At 70.2% G+C, this 19,567-nt stretch carries 23 protein-coding genes, 1 tRNA gene and 1 riboswitch; of the genes, 15 read left to right on the top strand and 9 right to left on the bottom strand.

The window, feature by feature from the left end; genetic code table 11:
• Positions 1-245: 245 nt before the first annotated feature.
• Positions 246-1,574 (bottom strand): nicotinate phosphoribosyltransferase, encoded by a 1,329-nt coding sequence (locus BSL84_RS12495; protein WP_030026545.1) that lies wholly within the window; start codon positions 1,572-1,574, stop codon positions 246-248.
• Between the two features lie 80 nt (positions 1,575-1,654).
• Here BSL84_RS12495 and clpS point away from each other — a divergent pair, with 80 nt between their 5' ends.
• From clpS to BSL84_RS12465, 7 genes are all read left to right on the top strand, one after another.
• A complete protein-coding gene (gene clpS, locus BSL84_RS12490; RefSeq protein ID WP_045323904.1) occupies positions 1,655-1,969 on the top strand; it encodes an ATP-dependent Clp protease adapter ClpS in 315 nt (104 codons plus the stop codon).
• Positions 1,969-2,580, top strand: a complete 612-nt coding sequence (locus tag BSL84_RS12485; RefSeq protein ID WP_075970356.1) for a DUF2017 domain-containing protein — start codon at positions 1,969-1,971, stop codon at positions 2,578-2,580. The genes clpS and BSL84_RS12485 overlap by 1 nt, the downstream gene beginning before the upstream one ends.
• Before the next feature lie 318 nt (positions 2,581-2,898).
• Entirely contained in the window at positions 2,899-4,338 is a 1,440-nt protein-coding gene (locus BSL84_RS12480; RefSeq protein WP_030026549.1) for an amino acid permease, read from the top strand.
• Positions 4,339-4,428: 90 nt separating this feature from the next.
• Positions 4,429-4,851: a Mov34/MPN/PAD-1 family protein gene (locus tag BSL84_RS12475; RefSeq protein ID WP_030026551.1), complete on the top strand. Its 423-nt coding sequence runs from the start codon at positions 4,429-4,431 to the stop codon at positions 4,849-4,851.
• A gap of 77 nt (positions 4,852-4,928) precedes the next feature.
• Complete coding sequence (locus BSL84_RS37635; protein ID WP_311736929.1) at positions 4,929-5,036, top strand: putative leader peptide; 108 nt, start codon at positions 4,929-4,931, stop codon at positions 5,034-5,036.
• A gap of 96 nt (positions 5,037-5,132) precedes the next feature.
• Positions 5,133-5,420 (top strand): MoaD/ThiS family protein, encoded by a 288-nt coding sequence (locus BSL84_RS12470; protein ID WP_030026553.1) that lies wholly within the window; start codon positions 5,133-5,135, stop codon positions 5,418-5,420.
• Positions 5,420-6,370: a PLP-dependent cysteine synthase family protein gene (locus BSL84_RS12465; protein ID WP_075970355.1), complete on the top strand. Its 951-nt coding sequence runs from the start codon at positions 5,420-5,422 to the stop codon at positions 6,368-6,370. Before BSL84_RS12470 ends, BSL84_RS12465 begins: the two co-directional genes overlap by 1 nt.
• 117 nt (positions 6,371-6,487) lie before the next feature.
• On the opposite strand, the gene BSL84_RS12460 is transcribed toward BSL84_RS12465, so the two are convergent.
• Both BSL84_RS12460 and BSL84_RS12455 read right to left on the bottom strand, forming a co-directional pair.
• Positions 6,488-6,841: a DUF488 domain-containing protein gene (locus BSL84_RS12460; RefSeq protein WP_030026557.1), complete on the bottom strand. Its 354-nt coding sequence runs from the start codon at positions 6,839-6,841 to the stop codon at positions 6,488-6,490.
• Positions 6,841-7,260: a hypothetical protein gene (locus BSL84_RS12455; protein WP_075972065.1), complete on the bottom strand. Its 420-nt coding sequence runs from the start codon at positions 7,258-7,260 to the stop codon at positions 6,841-6,843. Before BSL84_RS12455 ends, BSL84_RS12460 begins: the two co-directional genes overlap by 1 nt.
• A gap of 196 nt (positions 7,261-7,456) precedes the next feature.
• On the opposite strand from BSL84_RS12455, the gene BSL84_RS12450 reads away from it, so the two are divergent.
• Positions 7,457-8,209: an MBL fold metallo-hydrolase gene (locus tag BSL84_RS12450; protein ID WP_030026562.1), complete on the top strand. Its 753-nt coding sequence runs from the start codon at positions 7,457-7,459 to the stop codon at positions 8,207-8,209.
• A 94-nt stretch (positions 8,210-8,303) separates the two neighbouring features.
• Here the strand turns inward: BSL84_RS12450 and BSL84_RS12445 are convergent, their stop codons facing one another.
• Both BSL84_RS12445 and BSL84_RS12440 read right to left on the bottom strand, forming a co-directional pair.
• A complete protein-coding gene (locus tag BSL84_RS12445; RefSeq protein WP_199816337.1) occupies positions 8,304-9,530 on the bottom strand; it encodes a PTS transporter subunit EIIC in 1,227 nt (408 codons plus the stop codon).
• 373 nt (positions 9,531-9,903) lie between these two features.
• Entirely contained in the window at positions 9,904-11,199 is a 1,296-nt protein-coding gene (locus tag BSL84_RS12440) for a PTS transporter subunit EIIC (RefSeq protein WP_075970354.1), read from the bottom strand.
• A 141-nt stretch (positions 11,200-11,340) separates the two neighbouring features.
• Between BSL84_RS12440 and BSL84_RS12435 the strand changes: the two genes are divergently transcribed.
• The 4 genes from BSL84_RS12435 to rdgB all read left to right on the top strand — a co-directional run bounded on the left by BSL84_RS12435 (position 11,341) and on the right by rdgB (position 13,800).
• Complete coding sequence (locus BSL84_RS12435; protein WP_267886695.1) at positions 11,341-11,664, top strand: PTS glucose/sucrose transporter subunit IIB; 324 nt, start codon at positions 11,341-11,343, stop codon at positions 11,662-11,664.
• Positions 11,665-11,876: 212 nt separating this feature from the next.
• Positions 11,877-12,602 carry a ribonuclease PH gene (rph, locus tag BSL84_RS12430; RefSeq protein ID WP_030026569.1) on the top strand — a complete coding sequence of 242 codons (726 nt, stop codon included), beginning with the start codon at positions 11,877-11,879 and terminating at the stop codon, positions 12,600-12,602.
• A gap of 195 nt (positions 12,603-12,797) precedes the next feature.
• On the top strand, positions 12,798-13,178 hold the full coding sequence (locus BSL84_RS12425) for a hypothetical protein (protein WP_030026570.1): 381 nt from the start codon (positions 12,798-12,800) through the stop codon (positions 13,176-13,178).
• A 7-nt stretch (positions 13,179-13,185) separates the two neighbouring features.
• The gene (rdgB, locus tag BSL84_RS12420) at positions 13,186-13,800 is read left to right on the top strand and encodes an RdgB/HAM1 family non-canonical purine NTP pyrophosphatase (RefSeq protein ID WP_030026571.1); all 615 of its coding nucleotides are present in this window, start codon (positions 13,186-13,188) and stop codon (positions 13,798-13,800) included.
• Positions 13,801-13,867: 67 nt separating this feature from the next.
• Here rdgB and BSL84_RS12415 read toward each other — a convergent pair.
• The 3 genes from BSL84_RS12415 to bcp all read right to left on the bottom strand — a co-directional run bounded on the left by BSL84_RS12415 (position 13,868) and on the right by bcp (position 15,622).
• Positions 13,868-13,951 (bottom strand) — tRNA-Leu (locus BSL84_RS12415).
• A gap of 48 nt (positions 13,952-13,999) precedes the next feature.
• Positions 14,000-15,010 (bottom strand): HNH endonuclease, encoded by a 1,011-nt coding sequence (locus BSL84_RS12410; RefSeq protein ID WP_075970353.1) that lies wholly within the window; start codon positions 15,008-15,010, stop codon positions 14,000-14,002.
• A gap of 144 nt (positions 15,011-15,154) precedes the next feature.
• Positions 15,155-15,622: a thioredoxin-dependent thiol peroxidase gene (gene bcp, locus BSL84_RS12405; protein ID WP_075970352.1), complete on the bottom strand. Its 468-nt coding sequence runs from the start codon at positions 15,620-15,622 to the stop codon at positions 15,155-15,157.
• A 110-nt stretch (positions 15,623-15,732) separates the two neighbouring features.
• Between bcp and BSL84_RS12400 the strand changes: the two genes are divergently transcribed.
• The 3 genes from BSL84_RS12400 to BSL84_RS12390 all read left to right on the top strand — a co-directional run bounded on the left by BSL84_RS12400 (position 15,733) and on the right by BSL84_RS12390 (position 16,934).
• The gene (locus BSL84_RS12400) at positions 15,733-16,053 is read left to right on the top strand and encodes a DUF3618 domain-containing protein (protein ID WP_030026574.1); all 321 of its coding nucleotides are present in this window, start codon (positions 15,733-15,735) and stop codon (positions 16,051-16,053) included.
• Positions 16,054-16,096: 43 nt separating this feature from the next.
• Positions 16,097-16,438, top strand: coding sequence for a GroES family chaperonin (locus BSL84_RS12395; protein ID WP_030009035.1), 342 nt, complete (start codon positions 16,097-16,099; stop codon positions 16,436-16,438).
• A gap of 80 nt (positions 16,439-16,518) precedes the next feature.
• Positions 16,519-16,582: riboswitch (guanidine-III (ykkC-III) riboswitch) on the top strand.
• A 31-nt stretch (positions 16,583-16,613) separates the two neighbouring features.
• Positions 16,614-16,934, top strand: a complete 321-nt coding sequence (locus BSL84_RS12390; protein ID WP_030026576.1) for a DMT family transporter — start codon at positions 16,614-16,616, stop codon at positions 16,932-16,934.
• 47 nt (positions 16,935-16,981) lie between these two features.
• Here BSL84_RS12390 and BSL84_RS12385 read toward each other — a convergent pair whose 3' ends face one another.
• Entirely contained in the window at positions 16,982-19,426 is a 2,445-nt protein-coding gene (locus BSL84_RS12385) for a transglycosylase domain-containing protein (RefSeq protein ID WP_075970351.1), read from the bottom strand.
• Positions 19,427-19,567 lie beyond the last annotated feature (141 nt).

The following is a 19,567-nucleotide window of genomic DNA, read 5'->3' as shown; positions in this document are numbered from 1 at the left end:
ACTGTGCTGCATGGCGGCTGCGCCGCGTGGGGGCTCTGCCCCCGGACCCCCGCGCCTCAAACGCCGGCGGGGCTGAGAGTGCCCCGCGGGCACTTCCAGCCGCGCCGGGCAGACGGCCTCGACCGAGCCGGCCCGGTACGGGGGCGCCTCCCAGCGGTAGCTGGGGGGAGTGAGGGGCGCCGGCGGGAGCGCTGTGGGGGTCGGGGGCGCAGCCCCCGTCCCTCCCGCGGGGCGTGCCCGCAGGGCTACACGTACTCCGTCGGGATCACGGCCTCGCCCCGCGAGAGCTGGGTCGCCGACAGCGGCAGACCCGCCCGCGCCGCGCGGTGGCGGTCGCGGGCCGCCTCCAGCGGCTCGCGGCCGACCACCTCGCCCGCCTTGACCAGGTGGGTCAGCAGCTGCTGGTCGGCCAGGGCCGCCGGAACGGCTCCCACGCCCACCACCTCCGCCTCCGCCACCCCGCCGGCGTCCCGTCGCCGCGCCGCCCACTTGCGCCCGCCGATCGACGTCTTGCCACCGCTGGACTTCTTCGCCACCGGCGCCAGCGCCGCCTTCGGGTCCGCCGACGTGGCCCGCGCCACCAGCTTGTAGACCATCGAGCACGTCGGGTGCCCGCTGCCCGTCACCAGCTGCGTGCCCACGCCGTACGCGTCCACCGGAGCCGCTGCCAGAGAGGCGATGGCGTACTCGTCCAGGTCCGAGGTGACCACGATCTTCGTCGAGGACGCCCCCAGCTCGTCCAGCTGCTGGCGCACCCGGTGGGCCACCAGCAGCAGGTCCCCGGAGTCGATCCGCACCGCGCCCAGGTCCGTACCCGCCACCTCGACGGCCGTACGCACCGCCTCGGCCACGTCGTACGTGTCCACCAGCAGCGTGGTGCCCCGGCCCAGCGAGGCCACCTGCGCCGTGAACGCGTCCCGCTCGCTGTCGTGGACCAGGGTGAAGGCGTGCGCGCTGGTGCCCACGGTGGGGATGCCGTACCGGAAGCCGGCCGCCAGGTCCGAGGTGGAGGCGAAGCCGCCCACGTACGCGGCCCGCGACGCGGCGACGGCCGCCAGTTCGTGGGTGCGCCGGGCGCCCATCTCGATCAGCGGCCGGTCCCCGGCCGCCGAGGACATCCGGGAGGCGGCCGCCGCGATCGCCGAGTCGTGGTTGAGGATCGACAGGATCACCGTCTCCAGCAGCACGCACTCGGCGAAGCTGCCCTCCACGCGCAGGATCGGCGAGCCCGGGAAGTAGACCTCGCCCTCCGGGTAGCCCCAGATGTCGCCGGAGAAGCGGTAGGAGGCCAGCCAGTCCAGCGTCCGCATGTCGACGACGGCCCGCTCCCGCAGGAACTCCAGCACCGCGCCGTCGAAGCGGAAGTTCTCCACCGCGTCCAGCACCCGCCCGGTCCCCGCGACCACCCCGTAGCGGCGCCCCTCGGGGAGCCGCCGGGTGAACACCTCGAAGACCGAGCGGCGGTCGGCGGTGCCGTTGGCCAGGGCGGCCTGCAACATCGTGAGCTCGTAATGGTCCGTGAAGAGCGCTGTCGACGGCACGTCCACCGGCAGGCCCAGGTCCGCAGGGTTCATGGCGGCGATGCTAGCGCACATTTCGTCAAAGTGACGAGATGTGGGTCCCGTTTGTGCAACGGGCCCGTCACGGTGGCAGCATGGGACGAGTGAGTGTTGCTCCCCTTGAGATCGAACGCACCGAGTCGGCCGAAGAGACCTTCGCGGTCCCGGAACCTGACGTCCCCTGGGTGACCCTGGTGCACAACGACCCGGTCAACCTCATGAGCTACGTGGCGTACGTGTTCCAGGCGTACTTCGGCTACTCGAAGGACGTGGCGCACAAGCTGATGCTCGACGTCCACCACAAGGGGCGGGCGGTCGTCTCCAGCGGCTCCCGCGAGGAAATGGAGCGCGACGTGCAGGCCATGCACGGCTACGGCCTGTGGGCGACCCTCTCCCAGGACCGCAACTGATGAGCCGGTCCACCGGGATGTTCGAATCCCTCAAGGGCGGCGGAGCCGCCGTCGCGCTGGACGAGATCGAGATCTCCATCCTGCGCTCCCTCGCGGTCCAGATGCTGGAGCTGATCGGCCCCGGCGACCCCGAGCCCGCCGAGGACGCCGATCCGCTCGCCGCGCTGTTCGCCGACGGGCCCACGGAGCCGCCCTCCGACCCGGCGCTGGCCCGCCTCTTCCCCGACGCCTACGGCTCCCCCGGGGGCGCCGGAGACGAGGGCGTGGACCCCGCCGAGCTGAAGGCCCGCGCGGCGGAGTTCCGCCGCTACACCGAGAACGACCTGCGCGCCCGCAAGCGCGACGACGCGCTGGCGCTCGTACGCAGCCTGGACGCGCTCACCCCGGCCGGCGACGTGGCCGCCGTGCTGGAGCTGACCGGCGAGCTGCCGCTGCGCTGGCTCGGCGGGCTCAACGACCTGCGCCTGACCCTCGCCGCCCGCCTCGACATCACCGAGGACGACGAGAGCGCCGCACTCTTCCGGCTGCCGGACGACGACCCGCGCAAGCCGATGGTGATGGCGTACCTGTGGCTGGGAGGCCTCCAGGAATCCTTGATCGAAACCCTCTGAGGAACCTCAAGGAACGGCATCGTTCGCTCAGCGGACGCTCAAATCCGGATAACGATCAGATCACCGTCATGCGGCGGTCTGCCATGATCACTGCACTTTGTCCGGAAATTTTGATGCCGTGCACCACATTTCTCCCCATCCGGCGGCCCTAAGCGCGTGATAAATCTTCACGATCGCCGAAGGGACGCCACCCATGTCCCCCGGCCCGCTTCAACCGGCAGACCGCCGGGTGCAACTCCATCCGTATCCGGGGGGATCGAGGACCCGATCCGCAGCCAACGACGGCGCGGGTCGGCGTGGAGAAAGGCGCACCAAGACATGACCTCAGTGCAGGTCGAACAGCACGGCAACACGCCCGGCGAGGGCACCGAGGGCGAGGGCGGCGAGGGTTACCACCGCACGCTCGGCGCCCGCCAGATCCAGATGATCGCGATCGGCGGAGCCATCGGCACCGGCCTCTTCCTGGGCGCCGGCAAGGCGATCTCCAAGGCCGGCCCCAGCCTGATCCTGGCCTACGCCATCGCGGGCCTGGTCATCTTCTTCATCATGCGGGCCCTGGGCGAGCTGCTCATGTACCGCCCCGTCTCCGGCTCCTTCTCGGACTACGCCCGCGAGTTCCTGGGCCCGTTCTGGGGGTACGCGACCGGCTGGACGTACTGGCTGTTCTGGGTGGTCACCGGCATCACCGAGGTCACCGCCGCCGCGCAGTACATGTCGTACTGGACCCACGACAGCTTCCCGCAGTGGGCCTACGCGCTGATCTTCACGGTCATCCTCTACGCCGCCAACCTGATCTCCGTGAAGCTCTTCGGCGAGCTGGAGTTCTGGTTCTCCATGGTCAAGGTCACCGCCATCGTCGGCATGATCCTGATCTGCGCCGGCATCCTCACCATCGGCTTCTCCGACGCCGGTGACACCGCCACCGTCACCAACCTCTGGAACGACGGCGGCTTCTTCCCCAAGGGCATCGGCGGCACGCTGATGACCCTGCAGATCGTGATGTTCGCCTTCCTCGCCGTCGAGCTGGTCGGCGTCACCGCCGGCGAGTCCAAGGACCCCGAGAAGACCCTGCCCAAGGCCATCAACACCGTGCCGTGGCGCATCGCCGTCTTCTACGTCGGCGCCCTCATCATGATCCTCTCGGTCGTCCCGTGGACGCACTTCCAGCCCGGCGTCTCGCCCTTCGTCGCCGCCTTCGAGCGCATGGGCCTGGGCATCGGCGCCGCGATCGTCAACTTCGTCGTCCTGACCGCCGCCCTGTCCTCCTGCAACTCCGGCATGTACTCCACCGGCCGCATGCTGCGCGACCTCGCGCTCAACGGCCAGGGCCCCAAGGTCTTCACCAGGCTCACCAGGAGCGGCACCCCGCTCATCGGCACCACCTTCTCCGCCGCGCTGATGCTCGTCGGCGTCTGGATCAACTACGTCGCCCCCGGCAAGGCCTTCGACTACGTCGTCTCCTTCGCCACCATCTCCGGCATGTGGGCCTGGATCATGATCCTGGTCTGCCAGATCCGCTACCGGGCCAAGGCCGACCGCGGCCTGCTGCCCGCCTCGAAGTTCAAGGCCCCCGGCGCCCCCCTCACCAGCTGGTTCGCCCTGGCCTTCATCGGCATGGTCATCGTGATGATGGGCGCCGACAAGGACGCACGCGTCTCGCTGTACTGCGCGCCGCTGTGGGGCGCCGTCCTCGGCGTCTCCTACCTGGTCCTGAAGAACCGCGACCCGCGCGGCGCGGCCTTCAGCAAGGCCTCCTAGCGACCCCTCCCGTGGACGTCCTGTCCACCATGCGGGCCCTTCCGTACCACTCCTCGGTACGGAAGGGCCCGTCTGCTTATCCTGTCGCTCATGCTGACCCTCACCCAGGCCCTGTACGACCGGATCGTCGAGCACGCCCGCCAGGACCACCCCGACGAGGCGTGCGGCGTCGTCGCCGGCCCGGCGGGCACCGGCCGCCCCGAGCGGTTCATCCCGATGCTCAACGCGGCCCGCTCGCCCACGTTCTACGAGTTCGACTCGAAGGACCTCCTGAAGCTCTACCGCGAGATGGACGACCGCGACGAGGAGCCGGTGATCGTCTACCACTCGCACACCGCGACCGAGGCCTACCCCTCCCGCACCGACGTCACCTACGCGAACGAGCCCGGCGCGCACTACGTGCTGGTCTCCACCGCAGACAAGGACGGGCTCGGAGACTTCCAGTTCCGCTCGTACCGCATCGTCGACGGCGTGATCACCGAGGAAGAAGTGCGGGTCGTAGAGGCCTACTGACCACCATGTGAGCAGAAGGCGTCCAAGATGCGGGATCACACTCCAAACGGGGGACCGGGAATCGTTAACATGACCGCATGGTTTCCCACGACGTGAGCATCGAGACGCCCGGCAGGCTGCTGCTCGTGGCGCGGCTGCACGTCGACCTGTGCCGCCTCGCCAGCGCCATCTGTCCTGCCGCCTGAGCACCAGAGCCCTCTCGCGCGGAGGGCCGACGAACCGCGCGCCAGCTTCCCACGCACACGCACACCTGCCTACGCCCTGACGACTGGAGCCCAGCCATGGCCATCGAGGTCCGCATCCCCACCATCCTCCGCACCTACACCGACGGCGAGAAGGCCGTCAACGGTGAGGGCGCCACGCTCGCCGACCTCTTCGCGGACCTGGAGACGCGGCACAAGGGCATTCGAGAGCGACTCATCGACCAGGCTGCCGGCGGGCAGCTGCGCCGCTTCGTGAACGTCTACCTCAACGACGAGGACGTCCGCTTCCTCGACGGCATCTCCACCGCCCTCAAGGACGGCGACAACGTCACCATCCTCCCGGCCGTGGCCGGCGGATCGAAGTAATGCGCTACGACTCCCCGCTGGCCGCGGTCGGCAACACCCCGCTGGTCCGGCTGCCCCGGCTCTCGCCCTCGGACGACGTCCGGATCTGGGCCAAGCTGGAGGACCGCAACCCGACCGGCTCGATCAAGGACCGCCCCGCGCTCCACATGGTCGAGCAGGCCGAGAAGGACGGCCGCCTGTATCCCGGCTGCACCATCCTGGAGCCGACCTCGGGCAACACCGGCATCTCGCTGGCGATGGCGGCCAGGCTCAAGGGCTACCGCATCGTGTGCGTGATGCCCGAGAACACCAGCCAGGAACGGCGCGACCTCCTGGCCATGTGGGGAGCCGAGATCATCTCGTCGCCGGCCGCCGGCGGCTCCAACACCGCCGTCCGGGTGGCCAAGGAGCTGGCCGCGGAGCACCCGGACTGGGTGATGCTCTACCAGTACGGCAATCCGGACAACGCGGGCGCGCACTACGCCACCACCGGCCCCGAGATCCTCGCCGACCTGCCGTCGATCACGCACTTCGTGGCCGGCCTGGGCACCACCGGCACCCTGATGGGCGTCGGCCGCTACCTGCGTGAGAACGCACCCGGAGTGAAGATCGTCGCGGCCGAGCCGCGCTACGACGACCTCGTGTACGGCCTGCGCAACCTCGACGAGGGCTTCGTTCCGGAGCTGTACGACGCCTCGGTACTCACCACCCGCTACTCGGTGGGCTCGGCCGACGCCGTCACCCGCACCCGCGACCTGCTCCAGCAGGAGGGCATCTTCGCGGGCGTCTCCACCGGAGCCGCCCTGCACGCGGCGATCGGCGTCGGCCGCAAGGCGGTGGCCGCGGGCGAGAGCGCCGACATCGTCTTCGTCGTGGCCGACGGCGGCTGGAAGTACCTCTCCACCGGCGTCTACACCGCGGCGACCACGGAGGAAGCCATCGAAGTCCTCCAGGGCCAGCTCTGGGCGTAGCCGCACCGCGCGGCACCACCGCGCGGGCCCTGCCCCCGCACCCCCGCGCCTCGAACGCCGGCGAGGCTGCCTTTCGGCCCCGTCGGCGTTCGAGGCGCGGGTCCGGACGGAGCCCGGTCAGTCCGCCAGCCGCTCGGCGAGGATCGCCGCATGGCTGGACTCCGGGTCCTTGACGGCGGTCAGCAGCGTCACCGGCCCACCCCCGACCAGCCCGCGCAAGCGATCCAGCTCCGCCACGGCCTCCGGCTCCGCCAACTCCGCCTCGTACCGCTGCCGGAACCCGTCCGCCGAACCCCCGTCGTGGAACCACTTCCGCAGCTCCGTCGACGGCGTGACCGCCTTCGGCCACTCGTCGACCCCCGCCGCCGCCTTCGCCAGCCCCCGCGGCCACAACCGGTCCACGAGCACCCGCAGCCCGTCCGCCTCCGGCTCCGGCGGGTCGTACACGCGCCGTACGCGGATCACCGCCATCACCGACCGCCTCCCAGTCCCTTGACCTCGTCCCACACCGCCGGGTCCAGCACCCCCAGCCGCACCCGGAACTCCCACAGCGACACCTCCTCCGGCCGGTCCGCCTCCAGGAAGGCCGCCCGGCCCTGCGCCCCCACCGTCCCCGGCGGCAGCGGGATCACCCCGGCCCGCCGGTCGTGGTACTTCGCCGTGATCCACGCGACCCGCGCCCGGTGTTCCCGTACCGGGCCCACAGCCAGGACCAGGCAGGTCCGGCCGTCCATCAGGGTCCACAGCTCACCCGCCTGCGGGTGCGGCGGCGGGCCGGTGCCGCGCGCGGGCGGGGCCCGGCGCGTGCCACTCAGCCTCCCCCCGGCGATCAGCATCACCAACGCCAGGGCCACGACCGCGGCCACCGCGGGCCACCAGGACGTGTCCATGTTCCGACCGTAGCCGCGCGGGACGGCACCGGCATGGGCAACGCCCGTACCCACCATCGCTCCCCCGGGTGACAGCGCAGGTGATTCCCCCCACAACGGCCTGCCGCGGAGGAGCGACCGGACGTTTCGCGCCTTACGCTCGACCCACGCACGGCCCGCATTCCGTCCACGGACCGTCCACGGAGGTTCACGCTCCATGAAGCTCACCGTCGTCGGCTGTTCTGGGTCGTTCCCGTCCGCGGAATCGGCCTGTTCGAGCTACCTCGTCGAGGCCGACGGCTTCCGGCTGCTCCTCGACATGGGCAACGGCGCCCTCGGCGACCTGCAGCGCTACTGCGGTCTCTACGACCTCGACGCGATCTTCCTGAGCCACCTGCACGCCGACCACTGCATCGACATGTGCGCGTACTTCGTCGCCCGCTACTACCGCCACGAGGGCGGCCGCTGCGGCACCATCCCCGTCTTCGGGCCCGAGGGCACCGAGAAGCGCCTGACCACGGCCTACGACGACGTCCCCGACGAACGCTCCATGAGCGAGGTCTTCGACTTCAGGACCCTGAAGCCGGGAGCCTTCGAGATCGGCCCCTTCCAGGTCCGTACCGAGCGGGTCGCGCACCCAGTCGAGTCGTACGCCATCCGCGTCGAGCACGGCGGCCGCTCGCTCACGTACTCCGGGGACACCGGTGTCAGCCCCGAGCTGGGCCGGCTCGCCGAGGGCGTCGACCTCTTCCTCTGCGAGGCCTCCTTCACGCACGGCAAGGAGGACATCCCCGACCTCCACCTCAACGGCCGCGAAGCCGGCGAGTACGCGCGGAGCGGCGGCGTCGGACGGCTCGTCCTCACCCACATCCCGCCGTGGACCGACCCCGCGCAGAACCTCGCCGACGCCCGCGCGGTCTACGACGGCCCGGTCGACCTGGCGTACGCGGGCGCGGTCTACGAGGTCTGAGCGGCCTGAGCGGCGCCACCCCGCACACGCGGAAGCCCCCGCCCTCCCGGAAGGGAGAACGGGGGCTTCGGCGCGTCCGGGACCTACCGCCTGTCTACTTGGCCTCGGCCTTCAGCAGCTCGGCGAGCTCCTCGTCGGACTCGCGGCCCGGGGTGGGGAGGTTCCACTTGGTGATCGCGAAGCGGAAGATCACGTAGTAGACCGCCGCGAAGCAGAGGCCCACGAGGGCCAGCATCCACGGCTTCTCCGCGATGCCCAGGTTGAGCAGGAAGTCCACGAGGCCGGCCGAGAAGCCGAAGCCGTCGCGCATGCCCAGGGCCCAGGTGAGCGCCATGGAGACACCGGTCAGCACCGCGTGGATCGCGTACAGCACCGGGGCGATGAACATGAAGGTGAACTCGATCGGCTCGGTCACACCGGTGACGAAGGAGGTGAGCGCGAGCGAGAACATCATGCCGCCGACGACCTTGCGGCGCTCGGGGCGGGCGCAGTGGACGATCGCGAGGCAGGCAGCCGGCAGAGCGAACATCATGATCGGGAAGAAGCCGGTCATGAACTGGCCGGCGGTCGGGTCACCGGCGAGGAAGCGGCCGATGTCGCCGTGGACGGCACCGTCGGCGGTGTCGAACGAACCGGCCTGGAACCACGGGAAGGAGTTCAGCAGGTGGTGCATGCCGATCGGGATGAGCGCACGGTTGGCGACGCCGAAGATGCCCGCGCCGATGGCACCCGAGCCGGTCAGCCACTCACCGAGGTTGTGCAGGCCCGTGCCGAGCACCGGCCAGATCAGACCGAAGACGATGCCGGTGACGAGACCGGCCAGGGCGGAGAGGATCGGGACGAGGCGGCGGCCGCCGAAGAAGCCCGCCCAGTCCGGCAGCTTGGTCCGGTAGAACTTCTGGTACAGCAGCGCGGCGATGATGCCCATCACGACGCCGCCGAGCACACCCGCGTTGACCGGGGCGTCCACCATGACGATCTTTCCGCCGACCACCTTGGCGACCTGGGGCAGGTTGCTGTCGGTGAAGGTGGCGAGGACCTTCTGGAAGACCAGGTAACCGGTGACGGCGGCAAGAGCGGTGGAGCCGTCCGACTTCTTGGCGAAGCCGATCGCAATACCGACGGCGAACAGCAGCGCCATGTTGTCGAGGATCGCGCCACCGCCGGCGGCCATGTACCCGGCGATCTTGAGTACGAACGTCGGGAAGACGTCCTTGTCGCCGAGCATGTCGTCCGCGCCCAGGCGGAGCAGGAGCGCGCCGGCGGGCAGCACGGCAACGGGGAGCATGAGGCTCCGGCCGATGCGCTGCATGACGGCCATCACGCCAGCGCCCTTCTTCTTTTCCGCCGCGGGGGCGGTAGCCGTGGACACAACTTCCTCCAGTGGGCAAGGCGACGCCGACGGGGAAAAGAACGGGGGACGGCGACGTCTCAGAAATGGGGGTACGCGGGCTCGGACAGGCCCGCGTGGTCTACACCAATCGTGGTGTAGACCAGTTGTAGCACGGTGAGGGATAGATAAGGAACCTTCGTTTTCCTGTGGCCTACGCCACACGGACCGGGCGCCGCCGGAGCCGCCCCGCCACCCGCACCCGCCGGCATGACGCAGGCCCCCGGATCCGCGATCCGAGGGCCACGGGCGCCCGCACCGAACGGCCCTGCGGGCCAGGCGCGTTGCCGCCCGCCCGCTCGTGTCACGCCTTGGTGTTCTCCGCCTGCATCGCCTCGATCTCCTCGTCCGACTCCCGACCGGGCGTCGGAATGTCGAACTTCGTGATCGCGAAGCGGAAGACGACGTAGTAGACGACGGCGAAACCCAACCCGATCGGAATGATCAGCCACGGCTTCGTGGCCAACCCCCAGTTGATGACGTAGTCGATCAGACCCGCCGAGAAGCTGAAGCCGTCATGGACGCCGAACGCCCACGTCACCGCCATCGACACACCCGTGAGCACCGCATGGACCGCGTACAGCGCCGGCGCGACGAAGAGGAAGGAGTACTCCAACGGCTCCGTGATCCCCGTGACGAACGACGTCAGCGCCACCGACAGCATCAGCCCCCCGACCTCCTTGCGCCGCTGCGGCTTCGCACAGTGCGTGATCGCCAGAGCCGCCGCCGGCAGCGCGAACATCATGATCGGGAAGAAGCCCGTCAGGAACAGGCCCGCATCCGGGTCACCGCTGAGGAACATGTTGATGTCGCCGTGCACCACCTCGCCGTTCGGCTTCGTGAAGCTGCCGAACTGGAACCACACCGGCACGTTCAGGAACTGGTGCAGGCCGATCACCAGCAGCGCCCGGTTCGCGACACCGAAGATCCCCGCACCCCAGTAGTCCAGACCCACCAGCCAGTCGGAGAAACCCTCCAGCGCATCGCCGATCGGCGGCCAGATCCACAGGCAGAGCGCCGCGAACGCGATCGCCACGAAGGCCATGATGATCGGCACGAGCCGGCGGCCGTTGAAGAAGCCGAGCCAGTCCACCAGCTTCACCCGGTGGTAGCGCTGCCAGAGCCAGGCCGCCAGCAGACCCATCACGATGCCGCCGAACACTCCCGGATTCTGGAAGGTGTACTGCGCGAAGGTGTCGTCCGGCCCCAGGCAGCCACCCCCCACGTCCTTCGTCCCCTCCGGACACGGCACCGGGAAAGCGCGCAGCACGCTCCGGTAGACCAGGAACCCGGCCACCGCCGCCAGCGCCGTCGACCCGTCCGCCTTCTTGGCCATCCCGATCGCGACCCCGACACAGAACAGCAGCGGCAGACCGAGATCCGCATTGAGCAGGGCGCCGCCCGCCGCCGCCATCACCTTGGCGATCTGCGGCCAGACCCCCGTGCCCTCGGCGTCGATCAGCCCCAGCCGGTTCAGGATGCCGGCCGCCGGCAGCACCGCGATCGGCAGCTGCAGGCTCCGCCCCATCTTCTGCAGCCCCTGGAAGAAGCTGCCGCGCCGGGACGGTCGTGGTACTGCGGCGGCGCTGCTCGCACTCATCGGCGTCTCCCTGCCCGGCCCGGGTTTTTTGGATGCGGCAGCAGTTCCGTGCACACTGGTGTAGACCAGTTGTGGGCAGGTTGCTGCTGATCGTCATCATTCGACAGGGGCCGGACACGCGCTCGCGTAGATGGGCCAACCGTGCGTTACCGTGACAACGCGGGCCGTGCGGGAGGGCATCCATGCTCCGGCCGCCGAGACTCGTTCTTCGCATCACTCAGGGAGACACACATGGCCACCAAGGCTGAGAAGATCGTCGCCGGGCTCGGCGGCATCGAGAACATCGAAGAGGTCGAAGGCTGCATCACCCGCCTGCGCACCGAGGTCGTCAACCCCGACCTCGTCGACGAAGCCGCCCTCAAGGCCGCCGGCGCCCACGGTGTCGTCCGCATGGGCACGGCCGTCCAGGTCGTCATCGGCACCGACGCCGACCCGATCGCCGCCGACATCGAAGACATGATGTGACCGGCACCCCCTGAGCCGCCCGGGCCCCCGGCCCGAACACCGACAGACCCCGTCCCGAGAACCCGGACGGGGTCTTCGCGTACGGAGGCCGGAAGAGCGGGGGCGGAAGAGACGGGGGCGGAAGGGACGGGGGCGGAAGGGACGGGGGGGCGGAAGGGACGGAAACGGCCTCACCGGCCGGACACCCCCTCCCACCCACTAGGCTCGGACACATGTCTCGCATCGACGGCCGTACGCCCGAACAGCTCCGCCCGGTCACCATCGAACGCGGATGGAGCAAGCACGCCGAGGGCTCCGTCCTCATCTCCTTCGGAGACACCAAGGTCTTCTGCACCGCCTCCTTCACCGAAGGCGTCCCCCGCTGGCGCAAGGGCAGCGGCGAAGGCTGGGTCACCTCCGAGTACTCGATGCTCCCCCGCTCCACCAACACCCGCGGCGACCGCGAATCCGTACGCGGCAAGATCGGCGGCCGCACCCACGAGATCTCCCGCCTCATCGGCCGCTCCCTGCGCGCCGTCATCGACTACAAGGCCCTCGGCGAGAACACCATCGTTCTGGACTGCGACGTCCTCCAGGCCGACGGCGGCACCCGCACCGCCGCCATCACCGGCGCCTACGTCGCCCTCGCCGACGCCGTCGCCTGGGGCCAGTCCAAGAAGCTCGTCAAGGCCGGCCGCAAGCCCCTCACCGGAACCGTCGCAGCCGTCAGCGTCGGCATCGTCGACGGCGTCCCCCTCCTCGACCTCTGCTACGAGGAGGACGTGCGCGCCGAAACCGACATGAACGTCGTCTGCACCGGCGACGGCCGCTTCGTCGAGGTCCAGGGCACCGCCGAAGGCGAACCCTTCGACCGCAAGGAACTCAACGCCCTCCTCGACCTCGCCGCCGGCGGATGCGCCGACCTCGAAGCCATCCAGCGCAGCGCACTGGGCCTCTGAGGGGTCGCCGAAGAGGCCTGCCCGGCCGGGCGCCGCCACGCGGTGAACCCGGCGCGGCCACCGCACGCGGGGCCACGGCCACGGCCAAGGGCCAGGGGCAACCACACAGGCCCCCTCCGGCGTCCCTACGGACAACGGGCGCACGGCGCAACAGCCGTGCGCCCGCCCACGTAGACGTCCTCTCGGGAGAAACGCATGAAGCTCCGCATAGCGGCCGTAGCCGCGGCAGCCGTCCTGACCGTCCCGGCCCTCACCGCCTGCGACGCCATCTCCACGGCCATGGACTGCGCGAACACCGCCGTCGCCATCACGGACGGCGCCAACGACCTCCAGCAGGCCGTCTCCCAGGCGGGCAACAGCCCCCAGGACGCCAAGAACGCGCTCGACCAGATCGAGGCCAACCTCAAGAAGATCGGCGACCAGACCGACAACGCCGACCTCGGCAAGGCCATCGACTCCATGAACAAGGCCGTCACGAACGTCCGCACCTCCATCGACAGCGGCAACTCCGTCCCCGACATCAAGCCCGTCGCCGACGCCGCCAGCGAGATCTCCAAGGTCTGCACCCCGGGATAATGAGGGCATGACCTCGACGCCCAGCCGCCTGATCCTCGCGACCCGCAACGCGGGCAAAATCTCCGAACTGCGCGCCATCCTCGCCGACGCCGGCCTGCCCCACGGGCTGGTCGGCGCGGACGCGTACCCGGAGATCCCCGACGTCAAGGAGACCGGCGTCACCTTCGCGGAGAACGCCCTCCTCAAGGCCCACGCCCTCGCCCAGGCCACCGGCCTGCCCGCCGTCGCCGACGACTCCGGCCTCTGCGTCGACGTCCTGCACGGCGCCCCCGGCATCTTCTCCGCCCGCTGGGCCGGCCGCCACGGCGACGACAAGGCCAACCTGGACCTGCTTCTCGCCCAGCTCGGCGACATCGCCGACGAGAACCGCGGAGCCCACTTCGCGTGCGCGGCGGCCCTCGCCCTCCCCGACGGCACCGAACGGGTCGTCGAGGGCCGCCTCCTGGGCACCCTGCGCCACACCCCGTCCGGCACGGGCGGCTTCGGCTACGACCCGATCCTCCAGCCCCTCGGCCAGTCCCGCACCTGCGCGGAACTGACCCCGGCCGAGAAGAACGCCATCTCACACCGCGGCCAGGCCTTCCGCGCCCTGGTCCCCTTCATCCGCGCCCTCCTGGGCTGACCGCGCCCGCACACGCCGAAGGCCTCGTACACGGTGGTGAGGTGTACGAGGCCTTCGGCGTGAAGTGTGCGGTTGGGGGGACTCGAACCCCCACGGGTTTTACCCCACTGGGACCTAAACCCAGCGTGACTACCTATTCCACCACAACCGCGACATGTCGCCCAATTCGGACATTATGTCCTGCTGGATCGCTCTCAGTCTACGGGCGGCCGGAGCGGGAGTCAGCCCTGGGAGGGCGCTTCCGGCACCACGTGTCTGTCTGGGCGTGGCAGTTGGGGCAGAGGTATCGCAGGTTTTCGCACCGGTTGTCGAGCCAGTCGCCGTTCACGTGGTCGATCTGAAGCGTGATCGGCTGGCCCTGCCATTCGCCGGGGTTGCCACAGCTGGTACATGCGTACGGAACCCCGATTTCCTGCAAGGCGCGGTGTAGTCGGGAGCGCTTGGTCCGGGGGGACCCGGCGGGGCTCAGGACGAGAGTGTCGGCTGCCATGTCCTTGACGGCCGCAGCCGGGGTCCTGCTCCATGGTCGTCGCGTGAAGTGGCTGACGTCCACGTCGAGTTGCGCGATCCTCCGCCGAACTCGCCGATGGTTCACGTCATTGACCTCGATCCCGAGTGCGCGCATGACGTCCGCATGGCTCGTGGCATGCGGAACGACCGCCCGCAGGTCTGCCTCGGCGATGGCCAAGCGTGAGTTCCGGAAATGGGTGGTGTCGATCGAGTGCGCCTTCAGCGCCCTTGCGAGTGCGGCCCTGGCCCGGCCGTCGTCCGGCATGCCGAGAGCGCGCCCCGTGGCGCGGATGCTGTCGGAGGATGCGGCGGCGACGGTGAGCTCCTGTGTGGTGAAGGGCAACTCCACGCGCTCTCGCCGTAGGCCTCTGAAGTGGCTGATGTCGATGCCCGCAGCGGCGATGCGGCGAACGAGGTGCGACAGCGTGCCCGTGGATGGTCGGGCGCCGAGTTCGAGGGCGACCTCTCGAACCGTGAATGAGGAGGCGGCTGCCGAGGCGATGGCCTCGTCGGAATAGGTGCGCCGGGAGTCGTGGCGTGCGAAGTGGCGGGTGTCGATTCCATGGCGTTCCGCCGCCAGCTGGAGCGCCCGCCGCCGACCACCGCTGACCTGCAGCCCCAGCCTCCTGATCAGGTCGGCCCACCCCGTCGACGCGGCAATCGCCACGGCCAGCGACTCTCGCTCGTACGGATCTCCCATGACCGCCCCCTCCGTGCACACGGCCGCGTGTGCGGCCCTCGTACGGAGTAACGAGCCGATAGTCGGACGGATACGGCGGGTTTCGTCCGATAAGCGGAGCGGGCCGCCCCGGGTGGGGCGGCCCGCTCCGGGGGACGGGGGTGGTCAGATGCCCAGGTCCTTGATGATCTTGGCTACGTGGCCCGTCGCCTTCACGTTGTAGAAGGCGTGCTCGACCTTGCCCTCCTCGTCGACGACCACCGTGGAGCGGATCACGCCCGTGACCGTCTTGCCGTACAGCTTCTTCTCCCCGAACGCCCCGTACGCCGCCAGCGTCTCCTTCTCCGGGTCGCCGACCAGCGTCACCTTCAGGTGCTCCTGTTCGCGGAACTTCGCCAGTTTCTCCGGCTTGTCGGGGGAGACGCCGATGACGTCGTAGCCGGCCGCGGCCAGGGTGTCCAGGTTGTCCGTGAAGTCGCACGCCTGCTTCGTGCAGCCCGGCGTCAGGGCGGCGGGGTAGAAGTAGACGATGACCTTGCGGCCCTTGTGGTCGGCGAGCGAGACCTCGTTGCCGTCCGCGTCGGGCAGGGTGAAGGCGGGGGCGGTGTCGCCCGGCTGCAGTCGCTCGCTCATCTGACAGTCTCCTCGGGAGGGGATCGGTACGTCACGAGACTAAGCTGACAGACTGTTCACGGCGGACTACGCCCCCACACGATCACGACCACGACGACGGAGGCAGCGCGGTGTCGGAAGCCAGGACCCCCGCACAGATCGAGGCGGACATCGTCCGCCGCCGCGAGCAGCTCGCCGAGACGCTCGACGAGATCGGCGTGCGCATGCACCCCCAGACGATCATCGGGGACGCGCGGGCCCGGGTCGCCTCGACCGTCGACCAGACCGCGGGCCGGGCCTTCGCCACGGTGAACCGTGTCGTGACCGACGTGCGCGACGGTATGCGGCACGAGGACGGCAGCCCGCGCCTTGAGCGCGTCGTGCCCGTCGCGCTGCTCGCGGTCGGTGTGGTCGGGCTGCTCGTGGTGTCGGCGCGCCGTAGGCGCGGGTGACCCTGCGGGGTACGGGAGGCGTGCGGACAGGTAGGTTCGTGGCGTGAGCGAGAACACCACCCACGACAAGCTGCCCATCCGTATGCTGCACGACCGCGTGCTCGTGAAGTCCGACCTGCCCGAGGGCGAGCGGCGCTCGGGCGGCGGCATCCTGATCCCGGCCACGGCCGCCGTGGGCAAGCGGCTGGCCTGGGCCGAGGTCGTGGCGGTCGGGCAGAACGTCCGGACCGTCGAGCCCGGTGACCGGGTGCTGTACGACCCGGAGGACCGTGCCGAGGTCGAGGTGCGCGGGGCGACGTACGTGCTGATGCGCGAGCGGGACCTGCACGCCGTGGCCGCGGAGCGGCTGGAGGGGTCGGAGGACTCCACCGGGCTGTACCTCTGATCCGGCCCCACTGATCCGGCTACTGGTCCGGTGCGGGGCGGGAAGGGCTGGTGGCCGAGGTCACCGGCCCTTTGTGCTGTGTTTTGCTACGGTGGGGAGACCCCGACGAGACGCGCCGTACCGGGTACGACAAGACGACGCACCCCGTATCGCCCGATGTCTCGGAGGTGCCGTCATGGCCTGGGTTCTGCTTCTTCTCGCCGGTCTGCTCGAAGTGGGCTGGTCGATCGGTATGAAGTTCACGGAGGGGTTCACCCGGCTGTGGCCCAGTGTGTTCACGGGTGCCGGGATCGTGGCCAGCATGGTGTTGCTGTCCTACGCCGCGAAGACCCTGCCCATCGGCACGGCGTACGGGGTGTGGGTGGGTATCGGTGCCGCCGGTGCGGCGGTGCTCGGTATGGCGGTGCTGGGTGAGCCCGTCACCGCCGCCCGGATCTTCTTCATCTGTCTGCTGCTGGTCGCCGTGGTGGGGCTGAAGGCCACTTCCGGGCACTGACCGCGGCCGGGCACCGGCCGGCACCAGCCGCACCGGCCGGCACCCGGCTATTCCAGGAACGCCGACGGCGGGCGCGGGCCGCCGATGACGCCGCCGCCGTCGGAGCCGCCCGGGCCGCCGGTGCCGCCGGTGCCGCCCTGGGTGCCTGCGGTGGTGCCGCCCTCGTCGCCCTGCCCGTTTGCGGTGCCGGTACCGCCGTTGTCCTGGCCGCCCTGGGTCCGGCCGCCCTGGGTCCGGCCGCCGTTGTCGCGGCCGCCGTCCTGGCCCGCGTTGTCCCGGCCGCCCTGTGTGCGGCCCCCGTTGTCCTGCCCGCTGCTGTCCTGTCCGTCGCCGTCCCGTCCTCCGTTGTCCTGGCCGCGGGTCGGCCCGCTCGGCCGCGGGGCGGGGGAGTCGGTGTCGTCGTCCGGTGTTTCCTGCGGCGGGGTCCACTGCGAGGAGGGCGGCGGCGGGGGCTCCGCGGCGCCCGGCTGGAGGTCGAGGTCGAAGTCGACGGGGTCGGTGGCCTCCAGCGCGGTCTTCGTGTAGGCCGCCCAGATCCGGGCCGGGTAGCCGCCACCGCCGATGCGGGGCTCGCCGAGGGCTCCGTACAGCGACTCCAGGGTGCCGGTGTCGGGGTCCTGGCCCATCATGGCGACGACCGTGACCAGGTTCGGGGTGTAGGCGGCGAACCAGGCCGAGCGGTCCAGTTCGCCGGTGCCGGTCTTGCCGGCGGCGGGGTGGCCTGCGGCGAGGGCTGCCGTACCGGTGCCGTTGTCGACGACGCTGACCAGCATGGACGTGGTGGTGTCCGCGGCTTCGCGGCTGATGGCCTGGACGGGCGTCCGCTCGGGCAGGGGGATCTTGTCGTCGCCCTTGGCGATCTCCTCCAGGAAGGTGTAGGGGGTGCGGCGGCCGTGGTCGGCGAGGGTGGCGTACGCCTGGGTCATGTCGAGGACGCTGGCCTGGAGGGTGCCGAGGGCCATGGCCGGGCCGACGACGAAGTTCGGGGTGTCCTCGGGGATGCCGAGGTCGATGGCGGTCTTCTTGACCTCGGCGGTGCCGACGTCGACGGCCATCTGTGCGTAGACGGCGTTGACGGACAGGTCGGTGGCGGTGTTGACGGTGATGTTCCCGTACGAGATCTGGCCCTCGTTCTCGGGGGCGAAGCGGATCCGGCCGCCGGTGACGGGGCGCTTGTTGTCGCCGTTGTAGATCGTGTGGGGGGTGATGCGGCGGCCGTCCTGGGTGCGGGAGCCGTTCTCCACGGCGGCGGCGAAGACGAACGGTTTGAAGGTGGAGGCGACCTGGTAGTCGTGCCGGGTCGCGTTGTTGACGTACTGCCTGGTGTAGTCGACGCCGCCGTACATGGCGACGACCTTGCCGGTGGCCGGGTCGATGGAGACTCCGCCCGCCCGCACCAGCCGGTCCGCCTTGCGGGCCCCGGGGTCGAGTTTGCCGAGCATCTGGTCGTCGACGGCCGCGGCGAAGTCGGCCTGGCGGCGCCGGTCGATGGTGGTGCGGATGCGGTAGCCGCCCTCGGCGAGGGTCTTGTCGTCGAGGATCTCCCGGTCCACGATGAACTCCTTGATCGCTTCGACGAGGTAGCCGCGCTGGCCGGACAGGCCGGCGGCGGCCCGTACCTTGCCCGGTTCGGGGAACTGCGTGGCCGCGCGTTCGACGGCGGGCAGCCAGCCCTTCTTGACCATGCCGTCGAGGACGTAGTTCCAGCGGGCGAGGGCGCGGGGGCGGCTCTGCGGGTGGGAGACGACGTCGAAGGCGCTGGGGGAGTTGAGGAGGGTGGCGAGGTAGGCACCCTCGGCGGTGGTGAGGTCGCCGACGTCCTTGCCGTAGTAGGCCTGGGAGGCGGCCTGGATGCCGTAGGCGTTGCGGCCGAAGTAGCTGGTGTTGAGGTATCCCTCAAGGATGTAGGCCTTCGACTTCTCGCGACCGAGTTTGATCGCGATGAAGAACTCCTTGGCTTTGCGTTTCAGGGTCTGTTCCTGGCCGAGGTAGTAGTTCTTGACGTACTGCTGGGTGATCGTCGAGCCGGACTGGGTGCCTTTGCCGGTGGCGGTGTTCCATGCGGCGCGGACCATGGCCTTGGGGTCCACGGCCCGTTCGGAGTAGAAGTCCCGGTCCTCCGCGGCCAGTACGGCCTGCTGGACGGTCCGCGGGATCTGGGAGAGGGGCACGTTGACGCGGTTGACCTCGCCGTCGCGGGCGATCTGGGAGCCGTCGGAGTAGAGGTAGACGTTGGACTGGGCGGTCGCGGCGGCGTTGGCCGGCGGGATGTCGACCAGCAGGTAGCCGGCCATGAGGCCGCCGCCGATCAGGAGGGCGAGGAGCAGTACGGTGCCGAGGACCGTGCGCCAGGTGGGGAGGAGGCGGCGCGGGCCGGTCCGCCGGCGGCGGGTCTCCCTCGCCGGGCGGGGCCCTGGCGCGCTGTCGGGCGGGGTATCCGGGGCGTCCGGGTCGCGAGGGGTCCAGCCCGCGGGCGGTGACGGGTCGCTCATCTCCAGGACTCCTCGACGCTGTTCGAAATATCCACTTCTGTACCTCATGGTGTCTACCCGATGGCCGGTGACAACCGCTCCGGACGGGGGTAAATCGGTCGCGTGGCTCGCCCCTCCGCACTAAGCTCGCGCGCTTTGGCC

The organism is Streptomyces sp. TN58, from assembly GCF_001941845.1.
Classification (GTDB): domain Bacteria; phylum Actinomycetota; class Actinomycetes; order Streptomycetales; family Streptomycetaceae; genus Streptomyces.
This window is presented reverse-complemented; position numbering and strand designations above follow the sequence as displayed.